At 75.5% G+C, this 23,873-nt stretch carries 9 protein-coding genes and 2 pseudogenes; 3 read left to right on the top strand and 8 right to left on the bottom strand.

Annotated elements, in window-relative coordinates; all coding sequences use genetic code 11:
- The first annotated feature begins 69 nt into the window (after nucleotides 1–69).
- Nucleotides 70–729, top strand: a complete 660-nt coding sequence (locus tag VSR01_RS13550) for an HAD family hydrolase (RefSeq protein WP_326449476.1) — start codon at nucleotides 70–72, stop codon at nucleotides 727–729.
- Nucleotides 730–989: 260 nt separating this feature from the next.
- A complete protein-coding gene (locus tag VSR01_RS13545) occupies nucleotides 990–5,963 on the top strand; it encodes an NAD-glutamate dehydrogenase (RefSeq protein WP_326449475.1) in 4,974 nt (1,657 codons plus the stop codon).
- 125 nt (nucleotides 5,964–6,088) lie between these two features.
- On the opposite strand, the gene VSR01_RS13540 is transcribed toward VSR01_RS13545, so the two are convergent.
- The 8 genes and pseudogenes from VSR01_RS13540 to VSR01_RS13505 all read right to left on the bottom strand — a co-directional run.
- Complete coding sequence (locus tag VSR01_RS13540; RefSeq protein WP_442785447.1) at nucleotides 6,089–8,326, bottom strand: protein kinase domain-containing protein; 2,238 nt, start codon at nucleotides 8,324–8,326, stop codon at nucleotides 6,089–6,091.
- A 306-nt stretch (nucleotides 8,327–8,632) separates the two neighbouring features.
- The gene (locus VSR01_RS13535) at nucleotides 8,633–10,537 is read right to left on the bottom strand and encodes a hypothetical protein (RefSeq protein WP_326449474.1); all 1,905 of its coding nucleotides are present in this window, start codon (nucleotides 10,535–10,537) and stop codon (nucleotides 8,633–8,635) included.
- 16 nt (nucleotides 10,538–10,553) lie between these two features.
- Nucleotides 10,554–12,602, bottom strand: coding sequence for a hypothetical protein (locus VSR01_RS13530; protein WP_326449473.1), 2,049 nt, complete (start codon nucleotides 12,600–12,602; stop codon nucleotides 10,554–10,556).
- A gap of 227 nt (nucleotides 12,603–12,829) precedes the next feature.
- Nucleotides 12,830–13,783, bottom strand: a complete 954-nt coding sequence (locus VSR01_RS13525; RefSeq protein ID WP_326449472.1) for a carbohydrate ABC transporter permease — start codon at nucleotides 13,781–13,783, stop codon at nucleotides 12,830–12,832.
- Nucleotides 13,780–15,165 (bottom strand): carbohydrate ABC transporter permease, encoded by a 1,386-nt coding sequence (locus VSR01_RS13520; protein WP_326449471.1) that lies wholly within the window; start codon nucleotides 15,163–15,165, stop codon nucleotides 13,780–13,782. Before VSR01_RS13520 ends, VSR01_RS13525 begins: the two co-directional genes overlap by 4 nt.
- A gap of 5 nt (nucleotides 15,166–15,170) precedes the next feature.
- A pseudogene (locus VSR01_RS13515) lies at nucleotides 15,171–16,591 on the bottom strand (ABC transporter substrate-binding protein).
- Between the two features lie 185 nt (nucleotides 16,592–16,776).
- Nucleotides 16,777–18,903: an FtsK/SpoIIIE domain-containing protein gene (locus VSR01_RS13510; protein WP_326453640.1), complete on the bottom strand. Its 2,127-nt coding sequence runs from the start codon at nucleotides 18,901–18,903 to the stop codon at nucleotides 16,777–16,779.
- Nucleotides 18,904–20,469: 1,566 nt separating this feature from the next.
- Nucleotides 20,470–21,027 (bottom strand): annotated as a pseudogene (locus VSR01_RS13505) (FHA domain-containing protein); the annotation flags it as partial.
- A gap of 828 nt (nucleotides 21,028–21,855) precedes the next feature.
- Here VSR01_RS13505 and VSR01_RS13500 point away from each other — a divergent pair.
- The gene (locus tag VSR01_RS13500) at nucleotides 21,856–23,673 is read left to right on the top strand and encodes a serine/threonine-protein kinase (RefSeq protein WP_326449470.1); all 1,818 of its coding nucleotides are present in this window, start codon (nucleotides 21,856–21,858) and stop codon (nucleotides 23,671–23,673) included.
- The last annotated feature ends 200 nt before the right edge of the window (nucleotides 23,674–23,873 follow it).

The following is a 23,873-nucleotide window of genomic DNA, read 5'->3' as shown; positions in this document are numbered from 1 at the left end:
GCCGCGGGTTCCGGAAGTTTTCCACAGGCGGAAAACGGGCTGTCGCCTCCCGCGGGTACCGTTCCGGATGTGAACGCGCATCTGGTGTGGGACTGGAACGGCACCCTCTTCCACGACATCGACGCGGTGATCGAGGCCACGAACGCCTCCTTCGCCGAACTCGGTCTGCCCCCGATCACGCTCGAGCGGTACAAGGAGCTGTACTGCGTACCGGTGCCGCGGTTCTACGAGCGGCTGATCGGACGGCTGCCCACGGACGCCGAATGGGAGGTCATGGACGCCGCCTTCCACCGGCACTACTGGGCGCTGGCCGACAACTGCGGTCTGGCGGAGGGCGCCGCCGAGCTGCTGGCCGCGCAGACCGCGGCCGGACTCACCCAGTCGCTGTGCTCGCTCGCGCCGCACGACCAACTCCTCGGCATCGTCGGCTGGCACGGCATCAGCGGCCACTTCCGGCGGATAGACGGCCGGCCCGACCACTCCACGGACGGCAAGGCCGCGCAGATGGCCCGGCATCTGAAGGCCCTCGGCATCACCGACGCCGACCGCGTGGTGGTGATCGGCGACGCCCTCGACGACGCGGTGGCCGCCGCGCACGTGGGCGCCCACGCGGTGCTCTACACCGGGGGCTCGCACAGCCGCGCGTCGCTCTCGACCGCGGGCGTGCCCGTGACCGACAGTCTGGCCGAGGCGGTTGACCAGGCCATACGCCTGACGGCCCGGCCGTGAGGACGGATTCTTCTGTCCAATCAGGCCAAAGGTGTGTGGTGCATTTGTACGTAGGCGGCGCATGACAGCCACCCCGCCGAGAGCGATAGCCTTGCTGGCGTGATCACCGTTGATCCGCACACCAGGGGGCAATTCGTGCTCATCGGCACGGTGGTCCCCCTTTCCGGCATAGCGTCGTCCCGTAGCGGAAAACCCCGTGCCACGGTGCGTCGTGCCATCACCCGACGTCACGCAAAGGCGCGCGACAGGAGTCAGAGGACATGCAGACCAAGCTGGACGAAGCCAAGGCCGAGCTGCTGGACCGAGCAGCGCGGGTAGGTGAGAACAGCCCGGCGGGGGGACTACCCGGCCAGGGCCTCGACACAGAGGCGCTGACCGCTTTCCTCCAGCGTTACTACCTGCACAGCGCACCCGAGGACCTGGTGGACCGCGACCCGGTCGACGTCTTCGGCGCCGCGCTCTCCCATTACCGGATCGCCGAGAACCGACCACAGGGCACCGCCAACGTGCGGGTGCACACCCCCACGGTCGAGGAGAACGGCTGGCAGTGCAGCCACACCGTGGTGGAGGTCGTCACCGACGACATGCCGTTCCTGGTGGACTCGGTGACCAACGCGCTGACCCAGGCGAACCGGGCGATCCACGTGGTGGTCCACCCGCAGTTCCGGGTCCGCCGCGACGTCACCGGCAAGCTGCTGGACATCGTCGGCGCGGCCGGCAGCGCCGCCGCGGACGACGAGCCGCTGCCGCACGACATGCTCGTCGAGTCCTGGATCCACGTCGAGATCGACCGCGAGACCGACCGCGCCGACCTCAAGGAGATCGCCTCCGACCTGCGCCGGGTTCTGTCCGACGTGCGCGAGTCGGTCGAGGACTGGGCGAAGATGCGGCAGGCCGCGCTGTCCATCGCCGAGGAGCTGACCGACGCGCCGCCGGCCGGGCTGCCCGAACAGGAGACCGGCGAGGCCGTCGAGCTGATGCGCTGGCTGGCCGACGACCACTTCACCTTCCTCGGCTACCGCGAGTACGAACTCACCACCGAGACCGGCGCCGACGAGTCCCAGGAGGACGTGCTCGTCGCGGTGCCCGGCACCGGACTCGGCATCCTGCGCTCCGACCCGGTGCACCCGCACGCCGACAGCACCCATCCCGGACATCCGGGCCACCCCAACTCCCCGTCGTTCAGCCGCCTGCCGGCCGACGCGCGGGCCAAGGCGCGCGAGCACAAGCTGCTGATCCTCACCAAGGCCAACAGCCGCTCCACCGTCCACCGCCCCTCCTACCTGGACTACGTGGGCGTCAAGACGTTCGGCCCGGACGGCGAGGTGGTCGGCGAGCGGCGCTTCCTGGGACTGTTCTCCTCGGCCGCCTACACCGAGTCGATCCGCCGGGTGCCGGTGATCCGCCGCAAGGTCGAGGAGGTCATCGAGGGCGCCGGGTTCTCCCCGGACAGCCACGACGGCCGGGACCTGATGCAGATCCTGGAGACGTACCCGCGCGACGAGCTGTTCCAGACCCCGACCGACGAGCTGCGCTCCATCGTCACCAGCGTGCTCTACCTCCAGGAGCGGCGCCGGCTGCGGCTGTTCCTGCGGCAGGACGAGTACGGCCGCTACTACTCGGCGCTGGTCTACCTGCCGCGCGACCGCTACACCACCGCGGTGCGGCTGCGGCTGACCCACATCCTCCAGGAGGAACTGGGCGGCCACAGCGCCGACTTCACCGCCTGGAACACCGAGTCGGTGCTGTCCAGGCTGCACTTCGTGATCCGCGTCGACCCCGGCAGCTCGCTGCCCCAGCTCACCGACGCCGACCTGGAGCGGATCGAGAACCGGCTCGCCGAGGCCACCCGCTCGTGGGCCGACGGCTTCGTCGAGGCGCTCAACTCCGAGTGCGGCGAGGAGCGCGCCGCCGAGCTGTCCCGCCGCTACGGCCAGGCGTTCCCCGACGGCTACCGGGCGGACTTCTCACCGCGCTCCGCGGTCGCCGACCTCCAGCACATCGAGAGCCTGGGGGCCGACGACTTCACCCTCAGCCTCTACGAGCCGGTCGGCGCCGCCCCCGAGGAGCGCCGCTTCAAGATCTACCGCACCGGCGCGCCGGTCTCGCTGTCCGCGGTGCTGCCGGTGCTGCAGCGGCTCGGCGTCGAGGTGGTCGACGAGCGGCCGTACGAACTGCGCCGCGCCGACCAGTCGCGGGCCTGGGTCTACGACTTCGGGCTGCGCCTGGACCCGGCGCTCGGCGACCTGGGCGACGACGCGCGCGAGCGCTTCCAGGACGCCTTCGCCGCGGTGTGGACCGACCGCGCGGAGAACGACGGCTTCAACTCCCTGGTGCTGCGGGCCGGGCTGGACTGGCGGCAGGCCATGGTGCTGCGCGCCTACGCCAAGTACCTGCGGCAGGCCGGCTCCACCTTCAGCCAGGACTACATGGAGGACACCCTCCGCACCAACGTCCACACCACCCGGCTGCTGGTCAACCTCTTCCAGGCGCGGCTGTCCCCCGACCACCAGAAGGCCGGCAGCGAGCTGACCGACGGCATCCTGGAGGAGCTGGACGGCGCCCTCGACCAGGTCGCCAGCCTGGACGAGGACCGCATCCTGCGGTCCTTCCTCACCCTCATCAAGGCGACGCTGCGCACCAACTTCTTCCAGCGCGACAGCACCGGCGAGCCGCACCCCTACCTGTCGATCAAGTTCGACCCGCAGGCGATCCCGGACCTGCCCGCGCCCCGCCCGGCGTACGAGATCTGGGTCTACTCCCCGCGGGTCGAGGGCGTGCACCTGCGGTTCGGCAAGGTGGCCCGCGGCGGACTGCGCTGGTCCGACCGCCGGGAGGACTTCCGCACCGAGGTGCTCGGCCTGGTCAAGGCCCAGATGGTGAAGAACACGGTGATCGTGCCGGTGGGCGCCAAGGGCGGCTTCGTCGGCAAGCGGCTGCCGGACCCGGCCGCCGACCGCGACGCGTGGCTGGCCGAGGGCATCGCCTCGTACAAGACCTTCATCTCCGGGCTGCTCGACATCACCGACAACCTGGTGTCCGGCGCGGTGGTGCCGCCCAAGGACGTGGTCCGGCACGACGAGGACGACACCTACCTGGTGGTGGCGGCGGACAAGGGCACCGCGTCCTTCTCCGACATCGCCAACGAGGTCGCCGTCTCCTACGGCTTCTGGCTCGGCGACGCCTTCGCCTCCGGCGGCTCGGTCGGCTACGACCACAAGAAGATGGCCATCACCTCCTCCGGCGCCTGGGAGTCGGTCAAGCGGCACTTCCGCGAGATGGGCCACGACACGCAGGAAGAGGACTTCACCGTCGTCGGCATCGGCGACATGTCGGGCGACGTGTTCGGCAACGGCATGCTGCTGTCGGAGCACATCCGCCTGGTGGCCGCGTTCGACCACCGGCACATCTTCATCGACCCCGACCCGGACGCGGCGACCTCCTACGCCGAGCGGCGCCGGCTGTTCGAGCTGCCCCGCTCCTCCTGGGCCGACTACGACACCTCGCTGATCTCCCAGGGCGGCGGCGTCTTCCCGCGCACCGCCAAGGCCATCGCGCTGAACGGCGCGATCCGCCGCGCGCTGGGCATCGAGGGCAAGACCGCCAAGATCACCCCGGCCGAGCTGATGAAGGCGATCCTCCAGGCCCCCGTCGACCTGCTGTGGAACGGCGGCATCGGCACCTACGTCAAGGCGTCCACCGAGTCGCAGGCGGACGTCGGCGACAAGGCCAACGACGCGATCCGCATCAACGGCTCCGACCTGCGCGTCAAGGTCGTCGGCGAGGGCGGCAACCTGGGCTTCACCCAGCTCGGCCGGATCGAGTTCGCCCGCTCCGGCGGCCCGGACGGCACCGGCGGCCGGATCAACACCGACGCGATCGACAACAGCGCCGGCGTGGACGCCTCCGACCACGAGGTCAACATCAAGATCCTGCTCAACAGCGTGGTGGCCGACGGCGACCTGACGGTCAAACAGCGCAACGCACTGCTGGCCGAGATGACCCACGACGTGGGCGACCTGGTGCTGCGCAACAACTACGCGCAGAACGTGGCGCTGGCCAACAGCATGGCCCAGAGCACCAGCCTGCTCCAGGCCCACCAGCGGTTCATCCGCCGCCTGGTGCGCGACGGACGGCTGGACCGCGCGCTGGAGTTCCTGCCCACCGACCGGCAGATCCGCGAACGGCTGGCCGCCGGCCAGGGCCTGACCCAGCCGGAGATGGCGGTGGTGCTCGCCTACGCCAAGATCACCGCGGCCGACGAGCTGATCCACACCGACCTGCCGGACGACCCGTACCTGCTGTCGCTGCTGCACGCGTACTTCCCGGTCGCGCTGCGGGAGCGGTTCACCCAGCAGATCGACACCCACGCGCTGCACCGCGAGATCGTGACCACCGTGCTGGTCAACGACACGATCAACAGCGGCGGCACCACCTTCCTGCACCGCTTCCGCGAGGAGATCGGCGCGACCACCGACGAGATCGTCCGGGCGCACACCGCGGCCCGCGCGATCTTCCACCTCGGCCCGATCTGGGACGAGGTCGAGTCGCTGGACAACGTGGTGCCGGCCGACGTGCAGACCAGGATCAGGCTGCACTCGCGGCGGCTGGTCGAGCGCGGCACCCGCTGGCTGCTGAACAACCGCCTGCAGCCGCTGCAGATCGCGCAGACCATCGACTTCTTCGCCGACGGCGTCTCCACGGTGTGGGCGCAGCTGCCCAAGCTGCTGCGCGGCGCCGACCTGGAGTGGTACGAGTCGCTGCACACCGAGCTGACCGGCGCGGGGGTGCCGGAGGATCTGGCGGTGCGGGTCGCGGGCTTCTCCTCGGCGTTCCCCGCGCTGGACATCGTGGACGTGGCGGACCGGGCGAAGCGGGCGCCGCTGGAGGTCGCCGAGGTGTACTTCGACCTCGCCGACCGGCTGGGCATCACCCGGCTGCTGGACCGCATCATCCTGCTGCCGCGGGCCGACCGCTGGCAGTCCATGGCGCGTGCGGCCATCCGCGAGGACCTGTTCGCGGCGCACGCGGCGCTCACCGCGGACGTGCTCGGCGCCGGTGCGGAGAAGGCCACGCCGGAGGAGCGGTACAAGGCGTGGGAGGCCCAGAACGCCGGGCTGATCGGCCGGGCCCGCACCACCTTGGAGGAGATCCAGAGCGCGGAGGAGTTCGACCTGGCCAGCCTGTCGGTGGCCATGCGGACGTTCCGCACGCTGCTGCGCACGCACCGCTGAGGCGGCCCGCGGCTCCTCGGACCGCGGCCGGCCGCCGGAGAAGTCTCCGGCGGCCGGCGCGGGACGGTCCGGAGAGGGACGGCCGGCGCGGGTGGCGGTCCGGCGCGGGTGGCGCGGCCGGCCGCTCAGCCGGAGCCGGGCGACGCGGTGTGGGCGTCGGGCAGCTGCCACAGCGTCAGCAGCGTGGTGTAGCCCGGCATCGACTCGCCGAAGCCGGAGAAGTCACCGGGCGTCTCGTCGGTGATCCGCAGCATGGCGAGGTTGCCGTCCGAGGTCACCGTGCACAGCACCGATCCCTTGGTGAAGTACTTGTCGGAGTCCAGGTCGTTCTCGAAGATCTCCTGGGGCAGCGCGTCGGCGCCGACGCCGTCCCGGCACTGCTGGTACGACGTGCCCGCGGACTTCCCGAAGACGGTCAGGAAGCGCAGGCTGCCGCCGCTCCAGTTCTGGTACTCCATCTCGATGCCCTTGGTCTGGCCGATCTCCCCGTTCGGGTCGACGACGGCCTTGTCCAGGTCGACGTGGGTGCCGGAGTTGAACGAGGGCGAGCGGATGACGAAGCGTCGGTCCTTGAACAGCAGGCGGGGCTGCGCGGCGGCGGGCGGCGCGGCGGTTCCGGTGTCCTGTCCGCCGGACTCCTGGCCCGCGTCCTGGCCGCCGCCGTCCTGGACGGTCGAGCCGCCGTCGACGGAGGATGCGGTCGAGGTGGGGGCGCCGCCCGAGGAGGACGTTCCGGCGTTCGCGCCCGCGCTGCTGCCGGAGCCGTTCTTCGCGGCCGGGTCGCCGCCGTTCTGGCGCGCGAAGGCGTAGGTCAGCGTCACCGCCAGCACGAGCGCGATGACCATGCCGCCGACGGCGAGTACCTTGCGGGTCACGCCGCCGCCGTGCGGCTGCGGGGAGTACGGGGGACGGTCGCCGGTCGGGCCGCCGCCCGGTGAGGGGTACGCGGTGGCGTGCGGCCCAACGTCGCCGCCGCCGGTCCGCCCGTCGTACGAGCGGCCGGTGGGCGTGGGCCCGGTGGGCGCAGGGTACGGCGGCACGCTGCTCCCGGTCGCGTACGGCGGGGGAGTTCCCTGCGGCGTACCGGTCGCGGCGGACGGTCCGGGCATACCGCCGGTACCGGGCGTCCCCGGTGCCCCCGCCGCGCCCCGCACACCCTGCGCGCCCGATGACGCCGCGCCCGCCGGGTACGCACTCGGTGGTGTCGCGGTCCTGGGGTCCACCGGCCGCGGCTGCGCGACCCTCGGGTCCACCGGCTGCCCGGCAGCCGCCGCGCGCTGCGCGCCCTGCGGGGTGGACGCCGGCGGCGGAGGCACCGACGGCCGCGGGGGACCGGCCGGCTGAGGCGGCGTCATGGGCTGGGGAGGCGCCGACGGCGCGTCCGGCACGGTGGACGGCGCCGCACCCGCACCCGCGCCCCCGGCAGCTCCCGTCCCCGCCGCACCTCCGGCGGCCCCGGCCTCGACAGCACCAGCGGCCCCAGTGGCACCAGCGCCACCGGCGGCCCCAGCGGCACCGGCGGCTCCGCCCGGCTGCTGCTGCGGGCGCTGCGCCGCCGCCTCGCGCCGCGCGATCTCCGCGGTGAGCGGCCCCGGCAGCCACCCCGCGAAGTCCCGCAGCGCACGCCCCGCGCCGCGCTCGCACAACTCGGCGATCTCCGCGGGCGCGGGCCGCGCCGTGGGGTCGGCGGCCAGGCAGCGTTCGAGCAGCGGACGCAGCGCGTCGGGGTAGTCCGACAGGTCGGGCGGCCGTATCGCGGTGTTGGCGATCTTCGCGGCGAGCGTGATCGCGCCCGCCTGCCCGTACGGATGCCGTCCGGTCGCGGCGACGGCGGCGATCAGCCCGAGCGAGAAGACGTCGGTGGCGGGGGTGAGGTCCAGGCCGTTGGCGTGCTCGGGCGACATGAACTGCGGGGTGCCGATCAGTCCGCCGCTGCGGGTGATCTGCGTGGACTCCGCGGCCCGCGCGATGCCGAAGTCGATCACCCAGGGGCCGTTCGCGGCCAGCAGGACGTTGCTGGGCTTGAGGTCGCGGTGGATGACGCCGGCGCCGTGCACCGCGCGCAGCGCCTCCGCCGCGCAGCCCACCAGCTGCAGCGCCGCCGGCAGCGGCAGCGCGCCGTACCGGGCCAGCGCCTCGTCCAGCGGCAGCCCGGCCACGTAGCTGGTGGCCAGCCACGGCTGGTCGCCGGTCGTGTCGTGGTCGACGACCGGCACCACGTGGTAGCCCTGCACCCGCCGCGCGGCGGTGACCTCCTGCTGGAACCGCCGCCGGAACTCCTCGTCGCGCGCGTACTCCCGCCGGATCACCTTCAGCGCGACCGGCTGGCCGCCGCGGGTGTGCGACAGGAACACCGTCCCCATGCCGCCCTCGCCGATCCGGGCCAGCAGACGGTACCCGGCCTGCTCGCGCGGGTCGTGCGGCTCCAGCGGCCGGAGCGGGCCGTTGCCCTCGTGGCGGCCGGACTGGCTGGACTGGCTGGAGATGGCGGCACCCCCCGGTAGGCGTTCACGCGACCTCCGATGCTATCCGGCCGTCCCCGCGCCGCCCGTCCTCCGTCCCCAACTCGCGGCGGATTCACATCAGTTCTGTGACATCGGGCCGACGCGGCGTCAGATGACGGGATCTGCGGGCAGGGCCTCCCGCCGCTCCCGCCGCTCCCGTCGCTTCTAGGGCGTGGCCAGCCGGATCAGGCGCTCGTGGGAGGGGACGTCCCAGTCGACGAGCACGCCGTCGTAGGGGACGTGCTCGTCCTGGGTGAGCAGCAGCCAGCGCACGTGGTAGCGGCGGGCGATGGCGGCGCGGGTGTCGTCGGAGGTGCCGGCGCGCAGGTAGGTGAAGAGGTCGGCGAAGCGGCGGTCCCGCTCGGCGGCCGGCACCGACGGGTCGGGCCAGGTGGGGGCGACCAGCCGCACCCCGTACGCGGGCAGCACGTGCGTGGCCTGGTAGCTGTCGGTCAGGACGACGTCGCCGGTGCGCATCCGGTCGGCCGCCCAGCGGTAGTCGTGGAAGCGCAGCGGGTGGTCGAGCGCGACCGGCAGCACCCGGCGCGGCACCACCGCGCCGATCTGTGCGACCAGGCCGCAGCACAGCGCGACGGCGGCCAGCGGCGCGAGCACCGCCCGCAGCCGCGTCCAGCGCGGGAGCTCGGCCAGCTCGACCGCCAGCGCGAACTGCGGCGGCACCAGGAGCAGCGCGAACACCCGCCCGTAGGTGTAGTGGCCGCTCACCCAGCCGTACGCGGCGATCACGCAGTACGCCGCGAACATCAGCAGCAGCGGGTCGCGCAGGCTCCACCGCGCCCGGCCCCGTACCCGCGCGTCGCCCGGCCGCGCAGTGCCCGTGTCGTACGCCGCCCGGGCGCCGCTGCCGTCGTCCCCCGCCGGTACGCCGTCCCCGGGCCGGGGGGCCGTCCGCGCGCGCCGGACCAGGGCCGGCAGCCCCACCGCTGCCAGCGCGTACCAGCGCAGCGGCTGCTCGTAGAGCGTGCGGTGCACCGCGTCGAGGGTGCCGTCGCCGGCCAGCGCGAAGACGTCGAAGTACGGCCACGCGCCCGCCGCGCCGACCGCGACCGCCGCGGTCAGAGCCCACCGGGCGGCCTCGGACCAGGACCAGGACCGGGACCCGAACCGGGACCCGCCGCCCCGCCTCCGCCCGCTGCTCCGGGCCGGGGCGGGCCGGCGCGCGGCCACCGTCGCCGCCACGCCGACCGTCGCCGCCAGGGCGGTGATCGGGTGGATCAGTAGCAGCACCGCGCACGCCGCGCCCAGCGCCGCGTGCTCGCCCCACCCGCCGCCGCGCCCCGCCGGCACCGCGCGCCCGCCCCGCGCGACCGGCGCCTCCCGCCCGGCCGGCGCGACCGGCGCGTCCCGCCGGCCCGGCCGATCCCGCGTGCCCGGCACGTCCCGCCCCGGTCCTCCTCGCCCGGCCGCCGCCTCCCTCCGCACCAACCGGTCCGTCCACGCCCAGAGCAGGAACGTCAGCCCCACCGCGAAGGTGCTCGGGTACGCCGCGCCGCGGGTCAGCGACCACAGTCCGCAAAAGCCGCTCCACTCCGTCCCGCGCACCCCCCACAGCAGCGAGAACGCGGTCAGCGCCCACACCGGCGCCATCGGCCGCGGGCTCAGCGTCCGCGCGTACGCGCCGACGCCGGCCACCAGCACGGCCACGTCGAGCAGCCCGCACCAGCGCAGCGCCACCCACCCCGGGACGCCCGTCGCCTTCGCGGCGAGTCCCAGCCCCACCACGTACGGCGAGTAGTACGGGCTGCCGGCGCCGTCCGCCGCCAGCAGCGGGTTCGCCGGGTGCCGCCAGTTCTCGCGGACCTGCTCCACGGCCGCGGCGTGCTGCCCGAAGTCCGAGGCGATCGGCGTGTGCCCGACGACCACCGAGACCACCAGCCAGAACCCCGCGCCGAACAGCAGGTACGGCCCGGGCCTGCGGACGCGCGCCCACCCGCGCGGCCGGTGTCCGGGCCGTCGGCTCGCCCCGGTCCCCCCGCGTGCGCCCGGCCGCGGCCCGGCCTCCCGCGGGACGGCCTCCCGCGGCCCGGCGCCGTGCGTTCCGGTGGTCACCGCGGGTCCGCCACGGTCAGCGACGGCACAGGCGGTGCGCCGCGATGACGGGGTCGGCGGGGTAGCGGAAGGTGGTGCGGGACCAGGCGCCGGTGAGGTTGCGCCAGAAGCGGGACGGGGTGAGGGGGGCGCGGACGGAGGACTGGAGTGCCGCGAGCGGACCGCAGGTCAGGGCGGTGCGGGCGGCGGCCACCCGGGCGGGGTCGACGCCGGCCGGCACGGGCGTGCCCGGGTCGGTCAGGTCGGCGACGATCCACGCCGGGTCGACCGGCTTCTCGTGCCCGGAGCGGCCGTCGGTGCGCCGCGCCGGCCGCTCCTGGTGGGCGACCAGCGGGTAGGCCAGGCCCAGCGGGTCGACCGAGGCGTCGGCCAGCGGCGTGACGATGCCGTTGTAGCCGAGCAGGTCGTAGGCCCCGGCGATCCGGTGGCCGAGGCGATGGGCGAGCGGCAGCGACACGAAGCGGCCGTTGCTCGCCGGCGTCTGGAGCAGCAGCACCGGCCGGCCCGCCGCCGTGGCCGCGGCCACCGCGGCGCGCAGCGGCTTGTCCCGGTCGGCGTGCACGGCCTCGGAGACCGGGTGCGCGGAGTTCGTGTACACCTTGTAGTCGGCCTGCTCGTCGAGGATCAGGTACGGGCTGCCGGTCGAGGCGGGCGGGCGCCACAGCACCGCGCACAGCACCGCCCACACCGCCAGCGCCGCGACGACCGGCACGAACCACCTGCGCGCCGCACGCCCCGTCCCGCCGCTCCCGGCGGCCCCGGTGCTCCCGCCGCTCCCGGTCGCTCCGGCCGCCCCGATCGCCCCCGCCGCCCCGCCCGTCCCCTCCACGCGCCCCGCGCTTTCGGCGCCCCGCGCGCCCGGCACCGGCACCGCGCACAGCGGCAGCGCCAGCAGCATCAGCCCCGGCAGCAGCAGCCGGCCGTGCATGAAGTCTCCGCCGACCCGGCACACGTACGCCCACGACAGCAGGCCCGCGACCGGCGGCGCGAGCAGTTCGGGGCGCAGCGCCCGGCGCAGGGCGCGCGGCGCCCCCAGGGCGAGCAGCACCAGCAGGAGCAGCGGCACCCACAGCCGGTACGGCTCGGCGAAGTTGCCGAAGTACGCCCAGCCGCGGGCCCACACCGCGTCCGACGCCTCCTTGGCCAGCGCGGGCAGCGGCACCAGCACGCCGTAGTAGCCGGCCCGGAACACCTCGTACCCGGCGGGCAGCGCGCACGCGGCGGCCAGCAGCCCCGCGCCGCGCCATGCGCCCGGCCGCACCATCCACCACAGCGCGACCAGGAACACCGCCGTGACGATCGCCAGATCCGGCCTGACCAGCGGCCCGAGACCGAGCAGGAACGCGGTCGGCCACACCCCGCGGCGCCGGCTCTCGGTGCGCCGCGGCACGAACGAACCGGTCAGGGTGTAGGTGCCGCCGCGGCGGTGCGCGGCCCGCACGGTGCGCGCGGCCCGGTCGTAGCGGGTGCCGTCCGCCGCCGCCGACTCCGGCTGCACCGGTGCGTAGGCGTCGCGCGCGGCGACCAGGCGCCACCAGGCCAGGCCGATCCACGCGGCGGACAGGCCGTTCTCCAGACCGGAGGTCGCGTAGTCCCAGTCGGCCTTCACCGCGAGCAGCACCAGCATGCCCAGCGGCAGCAGCGGAGCGGCGGTCAGCGGGCGCACCGCGCGGCGCGCCGCGGCGACCGCGAGCGCGTAGCCGGCGCCGGTGAGCGCGATGCCCAGCGCCACGGCGAGCAGCGACGGGTCGCGCCCGCTGACGTACGCGGCGGCGGCCACCAGCCACTGCCACAGGGTGCCGGTGGACGCCTCGGCGCGCTCGCCGACGTTGAACACCGGACCGTGCCCGGCCAGGATCTGACGGACCGTGCGGGCGTAGATCATGCCGTCGTCGCCGACCCAGCGCTGCTGCCAGCCCAGCGCCATGACGGCCAGCGCCGGGCCGCCGATCGCGGCGGCCTCCCGCACCCGCCGGCCCAGCAGCAGCGCCCCGATCCGGCCGCCGGCCGTCCGGGGCGGGCCCTGCCGGGTCCCGGGGGCAGGGGCCAGCTGCTGCGAGGTCATGGCGGAACTCCCGACTCCCGGTGGCGCACAGCGGCGATCGCGGCCCGCCCGTATGCGCATATCGGCGCATAGAGGGATGAGCAGACCGAAATCGATCGATCGGGAATCAGCGTGCCAAAAGGTCATCGCATGATCGGGCCGCCACGCGGGCGGCCCGCCCCGCCGTCCACCGGGCGGGCCACCCACGGGTCCCTCGGGTGGGGGCAACCGGTCGTGCCCCCAGGCGGCTACTTCACCGCGCCCGCCATCACCCCCGACACGAACTGCCGCTGGAAGGCGAAGAAGACCACCAGCGGCACCACCATCGAGATGAACGCGCCGGGCGCGAGGATGTCGATGTTGTTGCCGAACTGCCGGACCTGCTGCTGGAGCTCCACGGTGATCGGCTGCGAGTCGCTGTTGGCGAAGATCAGCGCGACCAGCATGTCGTTCCACACCCACAGGAACTGGAAGATGCCCAGCGACGCGATCGCCGGGCCGCCCAGCGGCATGACCACCCGAAGGAACAGCCGCAGCTCGCCCGCGCCGTCCAGCCGCGCGGCCTCCAGCAGCTCCCGCGGGATCTCCGCGAAGAAGTTGCGCAGCAGGAAGATCGCGAACGGCAGCCCGAAGGCGGTGTGGAAGAGCACCACGCCCGAGATGTCGCCGAAGATGCCGATGTCGCCGAACAGCTTGGCCACCGGCACCAGCGCCACCTGCACCGGCACCACCAGCAGCGCCACCACCGCGAGGAACCACCAGTCCCGGCCGCGGAAGTCCATCCACGCGAAGGCGTAGCCGGCCAGCGAGCCGATCACCACCACCAGCAGCGTCGCCGGGACCGTGATCAGCGCGGTGTTCCACAGCGAGTCGGTGACCGCGTGGTTGTCCAGCAGCGTGCGGTAGTTGGTGACGGTGAGCTGGGACGGCGAGGTGAAGACCTTCCACCAGCCGCTGCTGGAGATGTCGCTCGGCGAGCGCAGGCTGGACAGCAGCAGCCCCAGCGTGGGCAGCAGCCAGAACAGCGCCACCACCAGCAGGAACAGCCGCAGCACACCGCCGCTGACCCCCGCCGCGAGCCGCGCGCCCAGGCTCTCCTTGCGGCTGCCCGCAGCCGCCGGTCCCTTCCGCGGGTCCGCGTCCCCGCGGGCGCCTCCGCGGGCGTCCGCGCCCGCGTCCGATATCGAGCCCGCCGCGCTCATCGCCGCCCCTCCCTGCGCAGCCGCCGGATGTTGAAGATCATCACCGGCAGCACCAGCAGCAGCAGGATCACGCCGATCGCGCTGCCCACGCCCTCGTCGTTGCCGCCGCCGAAGGACGACAGGTACAGCTGCAGCGCCAGCACGTTCGCGTTCTGCTGGGTGGCGCTGGGCGCGATGATGTAGACGAGGTCGAAGATCTTCAGCACGTTGATCATCAGCGTGACCATGACCACCACCAGCACCGGCGCCAGCAGCGGCACGGTGATCCGGCGGAAGACCTGCCACTCGCCGGCGCCGTCCACCCGCGCCTGCTCCAGCAGCTCGCGCGGCACCCCGGCCAGGCCCGCCGCGATGAGCACCATCGCGAAGCCCGCCCACATCCACACGTACGAGGCGATGATCGCCGGGGTCACCAGGTCCGGCCCCAGCCAGTTGATGCCGTTGTACTTGCCGGAGAAGTTCGACGACGGCAGCCGCAGCTGCGCGCCCGCCGCCTTCGCGGGCAGCTTGTACGTGCCGTCCTTGCCCGAGGTGGCCGAGGCGATCACCGTGCCGTCCCTGACCGCCTGCACCTTCACCCCGGACAGCGCCTTCTCGCCCGAATCGATCGCCCCGACCCGGCCGCCGCCGCCCGGCTTGAAGTCCAGCCAGACCGTGCCGGTCACCGCGTCCGGGGCGGTCGCGGCCGGCTTCGCCTGCCGCGCGCCGGCCGGCAGCTTGTTCTGCGGGATGCCGATCAGCGGCAGGTCGTCGGGCGTGCCGACGCGCGCGGTGGACGCCGAGGTGTACGAGCCGCCGGCGGTCGGCTTCAGGTCGCCGTTCGGCCGCGGGCGGGCCCCCGGGTAGGCGGAGCCGCCGGTGAACGTGTCGTGCACCGCCACCACCACCGCGTTGGCGACCCCCTCCTTCGGGTCCTGGTCGTACACCAGCCGGAAGATGATGCCCGCGGCCAGCATCGAGATCGCCATCGGCATGAAGACGACCAGCTTGAACGCCGTCCCCCAGCTCACCCGCTCGGTGAGCACCGCGAAGACCAGCCCCAGCGCGGTCGCCACGGTCGGCGCGACCAGCACCCAGATGGCGTTGTTGCGGACCGCGATCAGGATGTCGTGGTCGCTGAAGACGGTGTGGAAGTTCCCCAGCCCGACGAAGCCGCTGCCGTCGGCGTCGTACAGGCTGCGCCAGACGGTGTACCCGATCGGATACGCCACCAGGGCGCCCAGCAGGACCAGCGCCGGCAGCAGGAAGACCGCGGCGACCCAGGGCCGGGTGCCGACGATGCTGCGCCGGGGGCGTGCGCCGGGCCCCTGCGCGGGACCCGGCGCGAGCGGGGCGGCGCCGGCCGCGCCGCCCCCCGCCCCGGGGAGCGAGGCGTCAGCCATCCGCCTCAGCTCCCGTACGCCTTGGCCGCGTCCGCCTCCAGCTTGGCCTGCGCGCCCGCGACGTCGGAGGGATGGGCGAGGAAGTCCTGCAGGTCCTTCCACTCGCCCTCGCCCTTGGTGCCGCCGAACGCCGCCGGCGCCTGGTCCGACATGTCGAAGCGGAAGTCGTCGCCGGAGCCGATCAGCGCCTGGGCGATGCCGCGCTGCACGTCGTTGGGGTACGCCGAGAAGTCCAGGGACTTGTTCGGCGAGAGGTAGCCGCCGCCCGACGCCCAGATCTTCGCCGCGTCGACGGAGGCGATGTACGTCAGCAGCGCCTGCGCGCCCTTGCCGTCCTTCAGCGCCACCGCGACGTCACCGCCGCTGACCACCGGCGGCTTGCCGGAGCCGACCGCCGGGAACGGGAACTCCTTGGCGTCGACGCCCACCTTCGCCTTGGTGTTGGAGGTGATGAACGGCGCGACGAAGTCCGCCTCGTAGACCATCGCGGCCGGGTTGCTGCCCGTGAACACCTGCGTCACCGATTTGGGGAAGTCCGCGGCCAGCGCGCCCTTGGTGCCGCCGGCGATCAGGTCCTTGTTGCCGAACAGCTGGCCCAGCGTGGTCAGCGCGGTCTTCACCGACGGGTCGGTCCACTTGATCTTGTGCGCGGCCAACTGGTCGTACTTGGCCGGCCGGCCTGCGAGAGGTAGACGTTCTCGAACCAGTCGGTGAGCGTCCAGCCGTCCGCGCCGCCGATCGACACCGGCGCGGTGCCGGACTCGAAGACGGTCTCCGCGGTCTTCAGGAAGTCCGCCCACGTCTTCGGCGCGCTCACCCCCGCGTTGGCGAACGCCGCGGAATTGTACCAGATCAGCGACTTGTTCGCGGCCTTGGCGTAGATGCCGTACTGGGTGCCCTTCCAGGCGCCCAGCTGCTGCCAGCCGGTGGAGAAGTTCGCCTTCAGCTGCGCCTGCGCCTCGGGGCCCAGGGGCTTGAGCCAGCCCTTGTCGGCGAACTGGTGCAGCACGCCGTTCTGCGCGAGGAACGCCACGTCCGGCGGCGCGCCGCCGGCGATCTTCGTGCCCAGGAAGGTCGACTGGCTGTCACCGGTGGGCACGTACGTGGTCTTCGCGCCCGTCAGCTTGTCGAACGAGTCCAGCACCCGCTGGAAGTTCTGCTGCTCGGGGCCGGTCCACACCGCGGCCACTTCCAGCTTCTGGCCGTGCAGGTCGGGCAGGTGCACGCCGGCGCCGCTGCCGCCCGTGGCGCTCGCGGCGCTCGTGGACCCGGACGGCGAGGTCGTGGCGCCGTCGTCCTTCTTGCCGTCGCCGCCGCAGGCCGCGGCGGTCAGCGCGAGAGCGCTCGCGGCGAGGGTCGCGAGCGCTATGCGCGTAGTGCGGTGGGTCGGGCGATCTGTGCGTGGTCTCTTCCTCAACGTCAGCATCTGGCCATCCCCTCAGTCCCGTTGGCGTTCTGTCCTACGCCCCTGGGCCTGCGCACGACAAGGCTCCCTACGCTGCGGCGGCACTGATCGTGACCATGCCGTGATCTTGTGCCGGCACTACGTCATGTCCGATGCTCGGCGTCAACTCCCCGCTGCCGAAGGCACGTTGAGCGAGCGACGGTGAGTCAGCCCGACGTCGACCGCGCGGAGTCCGCCGCGCGCTGGAGCGCGCTCGCGAGCAGCGCGAGATCCGTGGGTCCGTTGCCCAGCTCCCGCACCTGCCGCCGGGCCGGCGGATCCCCCATCCGCTCCCACTCCAGCGCCACCACCGTGGGCCGCAGCGTCGCCGTCCGCGGGATCCGCGCGCTGACCCGCCCGGTCTGGAAGAGCGTCACCGCCCCGCCGGGCCGCCGCAGATACCCCCGCCCGGGCGCCGCGTCGTCGAGCCCCGCCGGGTCCTCGACGTGCACCAGCAGCGCCGCCGACTCCGGGTCCGCGGCGCGCAGCGCGATCCGTATCCGCGCCCGCTCGTCCGCGTCGGTGTCCGCCGTCCGCTCCGGCCGCCCGGTCGCCGCGACCAGGTGCACGCCCAGGCGTTCGCCCTCGCGCGCCACCGCTTCCAAGGCCCGCACCACGCTGCCCGCGGAGGGCCGCCCGGGCGCGCCGAGGGCCGGCGCCACCAGCGCGTCGAAGTCGTCCACGATCACCACGAGCCGCGGCAGCGGGTCACCGTCCGCGTGGTCCGTGGCGCCCCGCGCGGAGGGCGACGCGGGCGCGGACCCCTGCCGCGGCAGTGTCGCCGCGACCACCCGCTCCGCGTGCCACGCCGCGAAGTCGCGTCCGCCCAGCACCTGCGCCCGGCGCTTCAGCTCACCGCTCAGCGCCTGCGCGAACTCCCGCATGCGCACCGGGTCCGAGGCCACCAAGTGGGCCGTGACGTGGGGGAGTTCGGCGCAGGCCGCAAGGCCCTCGCCGCGTTCCTGGCCGGCCCCGTCGACGAGGATCAGGGCGAGGCGCTCGGGGCGCTCGGCCGCGGCGAGCGCGGCGGCGAAGGACCGCAGCAGCTCCGTCTTGCCCGCGCCCTGCGCACCGCCGACCAGCGCGTGCGGCCCCTCCGCGGCCAGGTCCACCGCGACCCGCCCGGTCCCGCCGACGCCCAGCACGGCCGTGGCCGCGGGCGAGGCGGCCGGCGCCTGCGCCCAGCGCGCGCCGATCTTCGCCGGCGTCGCCACCGCGAGGTCCAGCTCGTCCAGCAGCCGCACGGTCTGCGGCAGCGCATGCCGCCGCGACCGGCCGCCCGACTCGTCCGCGTCCGCCTCCTTCAGCGGCGCGAGCGCCCGCGCGAAGTGCTCCGCCCAGTCCGCGGACACCGCGTCGAGCACGACCTCGCCGCCGCCCGCGTCGCCGTGGTCCGCGCCCCGGCCCGCCCCCGCCGCGGGCGCCGTCAGCCCCGGCGGCTCGACCCGCAGCGTCGTCGCCACGTCACCCGACAGCCGGGCCACCACGCCGTGCGCGATCACCGGCGGATCGCCCTCCTCGGCCAGACACAGCACGTGCACGCCCGCCGACGGGCCGGTCTCCGCGACCCGCGCGACCGTCTCGCGCAGCGCCGCGGAACCGGGGTCGCCGTCCACCACCAGCAGCGTGTACGCGCCGCGGTGCGCCGCCCCGGCCGCCGCCACCGCGGCCTGCGGGGCCGTCGCCCAGGACGGCCCGAGGGGGCCGTCCTCCAGCCGGCGCACCACCTCCGCGGTCCTGGCCTCCGCCTGCTCGCGGTCGAACGCCAGCAGCAGCCGGCAGTCCTGGCCGTGCGCGGGCCGCAGGTGCGGCAGCCAGTTCAGCCACGACCACTCCTCGGCGCGGGACTCCGCGGTCCGCGCCCGGTCCGCGCTGATCAGCACGACCTCCAGCACAGTCGGGGAGTGCAGCGCGCACAGCTGCGCCAGCACCGCGCGGGCCAGCCCGGACAGCCGCGGCCGCGGACCGGCCAGGGTCAGCGCGGCGCTCCCCGGCGCCCGCAGGTCCACGGTGAACGGCACCGCGGGCAGCCGCGGCGCCCCGTCCCGCGCCGGCAGGTCCGCGGTCCCGAGCCGTACGGTCAGCGCGTCCGGGTGCGCGACACCGCGCTCCCACAGCCTGCGACCCGGGCCCAGCACGGTCAGCAGCACGGCCGCCGGGTCCGGCCAGCGCTCCCGCAGCGCCTCGGCCTGCGCGCCGCCGTCGCCGGCCTCCTGCGCCGCGCCGCGCCCGCCGGCGAACCGCCGCCGCGCCCACGCCCCTATCGCCCCGACCCCGCGCCCCCGTCCCGCCACATCGGGCCGCGCCCGCTCCCCGGTGGCCCGCCGCGTCCCGCCGTCCTGCGCGGCGCCCTCCGGGCCGGGCCGGCGGCGCCCCGGCCACCGGAGTGGGCGTCGGCGTCGCGCCGGTCGTCGTGGGAGGCCGTGTCCGGTCCGCCGGCTCGTGCGCCGGGGGCCGCCGGCCCGTCGCCGGGGTACGCCTCCGCCTCGGGTCCGCCCGGGCCGTCCGTGCGGCGGCCCGGGTCCGAGTAGGCCGGGGAGCCCGGCCCGTGGGCCGGGTACGCGCCTGCGGCGTGTCCGGCGTGTCCGGCGGGACCGTCCGCCGGGGCCTGGCCGGACCGCGTGCCGGAGCCGGCCGCTCCGCCCGGGGCCGCCGGCCGTTCCTGCCGGCCGGGATGCGCGCCGGGGCCGGCCCGTCGCCGGGGTACGCCTCCGCCTCGGGCCCGTTCGTGGGTGCCGCGTCCGGGCCGCCCGGATACGCCCCCGGCGCCGGGTCGTGCCCGGGGTACGCGGCCGCGTCGGGTCCGCCTGGCTGCCCCGGCCGGTCCTGCCGGCTCGGGTACGCGTCCGCGTCGGGCCCGCCCAAGGGTGCCGCCCGGCCGGGTGCGTCGGGGCGGGGCGCGGTCGTGGGCTCGCCGTCCGGGCGCGAGGCCCGGTCCTGCCCGTCCGGGCGGCCCGCGGGGTACGCCGACGGGTGCGACCCGGTCGCGGGGGGCGTGCCCATGCGGCCTTCGCGGGGGTCCGGGGCGCCGCCGGGGGCGCGGCGCGCCCCCTCGGGCGTTCCGGGGGCCTGGCGGGTGTCGGCCGGTGCGTCCGCCAAGGGCCCACCGGCGCGCGCCCCCGTGGCGTCCTGCGCGTCCTGCCGCGTTCCTGGGCCGACGGGGTCCGTGCCGCCGGACCCGTCCTGTCGCCGTCCCGGGCCGCCCGAGCCCGCGCCCGCGCCCGCGTCCGTACCGTCGCCGAAGGCGTCGGCCTCGTGCTCGGCCGCCGCGGGCCGCCAGTCCGCCGCGCCGTGGGTACGGGAACCGTGGGTACGGGGGCCGTCCGGCGGGACGCCCGGCGCGCGGGTGGGCTGCGGCGGGACGTGGCCGAGGCCCGGCGCCGGCCGGCCAGGAGCCGGGACGGGGCCCGGAGCCGGCCCGGTCCGCCCGGCGCGCCTCCTGAAGCCGCCGCGTCCGCTGCTCCCGGTACGCGTCCTGGACCCGTCGCCTCCGGTCCTCCGAGCGCGGGCGCGCTCCACCCGTCGCCGCCGCCGGCACGGCGGTCCGCCTGGCCGGGGACCGTGGCCGGACGTGCGCCGGCCGCCGCGCCCGCGTCTTCCCGCGGGGGCAGCGCACCCGAGCCCGTACCGGCACCGGCACCCGGCCAGGCACCCGTACCGGCACCCGTACCGCCCGCCGCCTCGGCGCCCGCGGGACCTTCGGGCCGGGCCGGCGGCCACGCCGTGTCGCGCAGGGCCACGCGCAGGTGCCCGTCGTTGTCGGGGTGCGGCGCGAGGGACGGCGGCGCGGGGGAGTGCGGCGGGTCGAGCCGCAGCGTGGACTCGCCGATCCGCAGCAGCGCGCCGGCGGGGAACGGCACGGGCCGCGGCCCGACCGGCCGGCCGCCGAGCGCGGTGCCGTTGGTGGAGCCGAGGTCGGCCACCGTGACCTCGCCGTCCGCGCCGACGGCGACCTCGCAGTGCAGCCGCGAGACGTCCGGGTCGTCCAGCGGCACGTCCGCGTCCGCCGAGCGGCCGATCCTGGCCTGGCCGCCCTGGAGCAGGTGCACGCCGCCCGCGTCGGGACCGCCGATCACGTGCAGCCGGGCGAGCTCGGCCGGCGGCCTGCCGTACTGGCCGAACCTGCCGTACTGCCCGTGGTCGCCGAGCGGCTCGGCCGGCGCGTGCAGCGACAGCAGCGCGCCGTCGACCAGCGGCGGCGCGCCGAGGACCGCGGCCGGGGACAGCCGCTCGTGGCCCGCGTAGAGCACCACGGCCGCGGCGGCGGACCGGCCGCCCGGCTGCCCGGCCCCGGCCGCCGAGGCCAGCGCCCCCGCGACCTTGCCCAGCGGCGTGCCCTCGGGCGCGGTGACGAGCACGTCGCAGCCGCGGGCGGCCCGGCCGCCGCGCGGCCCGAGGACGGTCAGCCGGATCTGCATCTCGTCCGCGGTCCCTTCTCCCCTGATCACCCCTGTGATCACCCTGGCGCGGACCCGCCCGCGGGAGTCCCTCCCCACGGCGCCCCGCACCGCGCCCGCCCGGCACCGGACCGGGGCGGCCGCACACGTCACGCGGCGTCAGGTGCCCGCGCCGCCCCGTACGGCGCCCGCACCGCCCACCGCCCACACCACCACGTACCGCACGGGCGGCGGGCGCGGCAGGGCGCGCACACCCGGCGTCACACCGCCGCGCGCACGCCCGCGCGGTCCATCCTCCCACCCGCCGGGGACAGCCGGACGCCGGTACCGCCTCCGGTGATCTTGACCGATCGGCCGACGATCACGCGACCGCGGGCCGACGATCACCCGGCGGGGTGACGCGGACCGCGCCGAGCCGGCCTCCGGGGCTGCTCGCGGCGGCCTCACCGGGGACCCGCCCGGCCCTGGGCACGTACCCGCCCGGCCAAGGGCACGTACCCGCCCAGTCCCCGCCCGGGGTCTCGCCCGGGGTCTCGCCCGGACGGCCGTACGCGGAGCCGTTCCGGGCAACCATCCGCGCCCGACCGGCGTCCTACCTGGGAATCCGGCGGTGGTCCCGCGCGCGGCACTACGCTGGTCCGCACACCGCCGGAGCCCGCCGGGCCCCGGCGCGGACCGGACCGGCGCCGGAGGGCGGCACCGCGGCGGGCGGACCGCGGCCGCACCCACGCGGACGCGAGCGGACACAAGCAGACGCGAGCAGGACGCGAGCAGCCACAAACGGGCGCGAGCGGACGCGAGCGGTCGACGACAGTCACGACGGGCACGACAAGCGAGGGAGCACACGACGTGCGGCCGGTAGGCAGCAAGTACCTCATCGAGGAGCCGCTCGGGCGCGGCGCCACGGGCACCGTCTGGCGCGGGCGGGTGCGCGACGACGAGGGCAGCGCCGTCGCCGTCAAGGTGCTCAAGGAGGAGCTGGCCGGCGACCCGGACGTGGTGATGCGCTTCCTGCGCGAGCGCTCCGCGCTGGTCAGGCTGCGCCACCCGCACATCGTCCGGGTCCGCGACCTGGTCGTCGAGGGCGATCTGCTCGCCCTGGTGATGGACCTGGTCGACGGCCCCGACCTGCACCGCTACCTGCGTGAGAACGGCCCGTTCAGCCCGATCGGCGCCGCGCTGCTGACCGCCGCCGTCGCCGACGCGCTGGCCGCCAGCCACGCCGACGGCATCGTGCACCGCGACCTGAAGCCGGCGAACGTGCTGCTCGCGACCGTCGCGGGCGAGGACGGCGCCGAGCGGATGCACCCGATGCTCACCGACTTCGGCATCGCGCGGCTCGCCGACTCGCCCGGCGTGACCCGCACCCACGAGTTCGTCGGCACCCCCGCCTATGTCGCGCCGGAGTCCGCGCAGGGCCGCCCGCAGACCTCCGCGGTGGACGTCTACGGCGCGGGCGTGCTGCTGTACGAGCTGGTCACCGGCCGCCCCCCGTTCCGCGGCGAGAACGCGATCGAGGTGCTCCAGGCGCATCTCCACGAGCAGCCGGCGCGCGCCTCCGGCGTGCCCGAGCCGCTGTGGACGGTCATCGAGCGCTGCCTGCGCAAGGACCCCGACCAGCGGCCGAGCGCGGAGAATCTGGCCAGGGCGCTGCGGGTGGTCGCGGCCGGCGTCGGCGCGCGGGCCACTCCCGCGCAGGCCGAGGCCGCGCTCGGGGTCGCCGCGCTGCTCGGCCCGGACGCCGAGCCCACGCCCGTGCCCGGCACCGGCGCCGGCCAGGGCGGTTCGGACGCGGACCCCACGCAGGTGCTGCCCGCCGGCTCCGCCGCGCCCGGCGCGGACCCGACGCAGGTGCTGCCCGGCGGCTCGGCCGCGCCCGCGTACGACCCGGACGCCGCGACGCGCATGCTGCCCGCGGACGCGGCCGGGGCGGCGGGGGCGGCCGGACAGGGCCCGCGCGGCGGCGACGGCACGCGCGTGCTGCCGCCGGTGCCCGACTCGGGGCAGCAGGGACAGCCCGGGGAGCCCGCGCAGGCGCAGGGCCCGCACCCCTGGGAGTCGCAGCTCAGCGCCGCCCGGCACCGCAACGAGCAGACCGAGGTCCAGTACCTCGCCCCCGAGCAGGACCCGTTGCGCCGCCGCCCGCGCCGCCAGCCGCAGCAGGCCCCCGCGCCGCCGCAGCAGCAGTACGGCGGGCAGCAGTACGGCCAAGGACAGCACTACGGCCAGGGGCAACAGGCGTACGGCGGCCGGTCCGGGCAGCCGTACCAGCAGCAGGGCGGCGGCTACGGCCAGGGGCAGCAGGGCGGCCACGCGCCGCAGCAGTACCAGCCGCAGCGCTACGAGCCCCAGCCGCAGCGGTACGAGCCGCGGCGCCCGGCCGCTCCCGAGCGCCCCGCCCCCGAACCGCGCGCGCCGCGCGAACGCCGCCGCGGCGCCAACCCGATGAAGATCCCCGGCCTCGGCTGCCTCAAGGGCTGCCTGACGGTGATCCTCGTGCTGATCGTGATCTTCGTGGTGGTCTGGTACACCACGCCGCTGCCCGACTGGGTGAACAGCACGCGCAACCTGTGGGACGCGACGTCGAGTTGGGTCCACACCGCCTGGGACAAGGTCTCCGCGATCACCGGTGACTCCGGCGGCGGGTCGGGCGGCTCGGGCAACTGACCGGGCCGGGTCCCGCCGCTCGGGTCCCGCCGCACGTGTCGCGCCACCGGGCCCCGCCACCGCGCCCCGCCGCTCGGCGGGGGAGTCCGCGCGGAGCTGACGTCACACCTGGCGTGAGGGCGGACGTAACACCTGGCGTGGGGATTTGTCGACTTCCGGAGGGTGATTTCTCCGGCAGAACGACTCCTCACCGTCCACGC

The organism is Actinacidiphila sp. DG2A-62 (assembly GCF_035825295.1).
In the GTDB taxonomy this organism is placed as follows: Bacteria; Actinomycetota; Actinomycetes; order Streptomycetales; family Streptomycetaceae; genus Actinacidiphila.
Note: the sequence above shows the minus strand (reverse complement) of the source record. Positions and strands in the feature narration are given on the sequence as shown.

Excerpts from the sequence above, each read along its gene's own strand:
- VSR01_RS13545 (WP_326449475.1), top strand. The coding sequence starts at position 990 with ATGCAGACCAAGCTGGACGAAGCCAAGGCCGAGCTGCTGGACCGAGCA.
- VSR01_RS13530 (WP_326449473.1), bottom strand. The coding sequence starts at position 12,602 with ATGACCTCGCAGCAGCTGGCCCCTGCCCCCGGGACCCGGCAGGGCCCG.
- VSR01_RS13540 (WP_442785447.1), bottom strand. The coding sequence starts at position 8,326 with ATGGGGACGGTGTTCCTGTCGCACACCCGCGGCGGCCAGCCGGTCGCG.
- VSR01_RS13525 (WP_326449472.1), bottom strand. The coding sequence starts at position 13,783 with ATGAGCGCGGCGGGCTCGATATCGGACGCGGGCGCGGACGCCCGCGGA.
- VSR01_RS13520 (WP_326449471.1), bottom strand. The coding sequence starts at position 15,165 with ATGGCTGACGCCTCGCTCCCCGGGGCGGGGGGCGGCGCGGCCGGCGCC.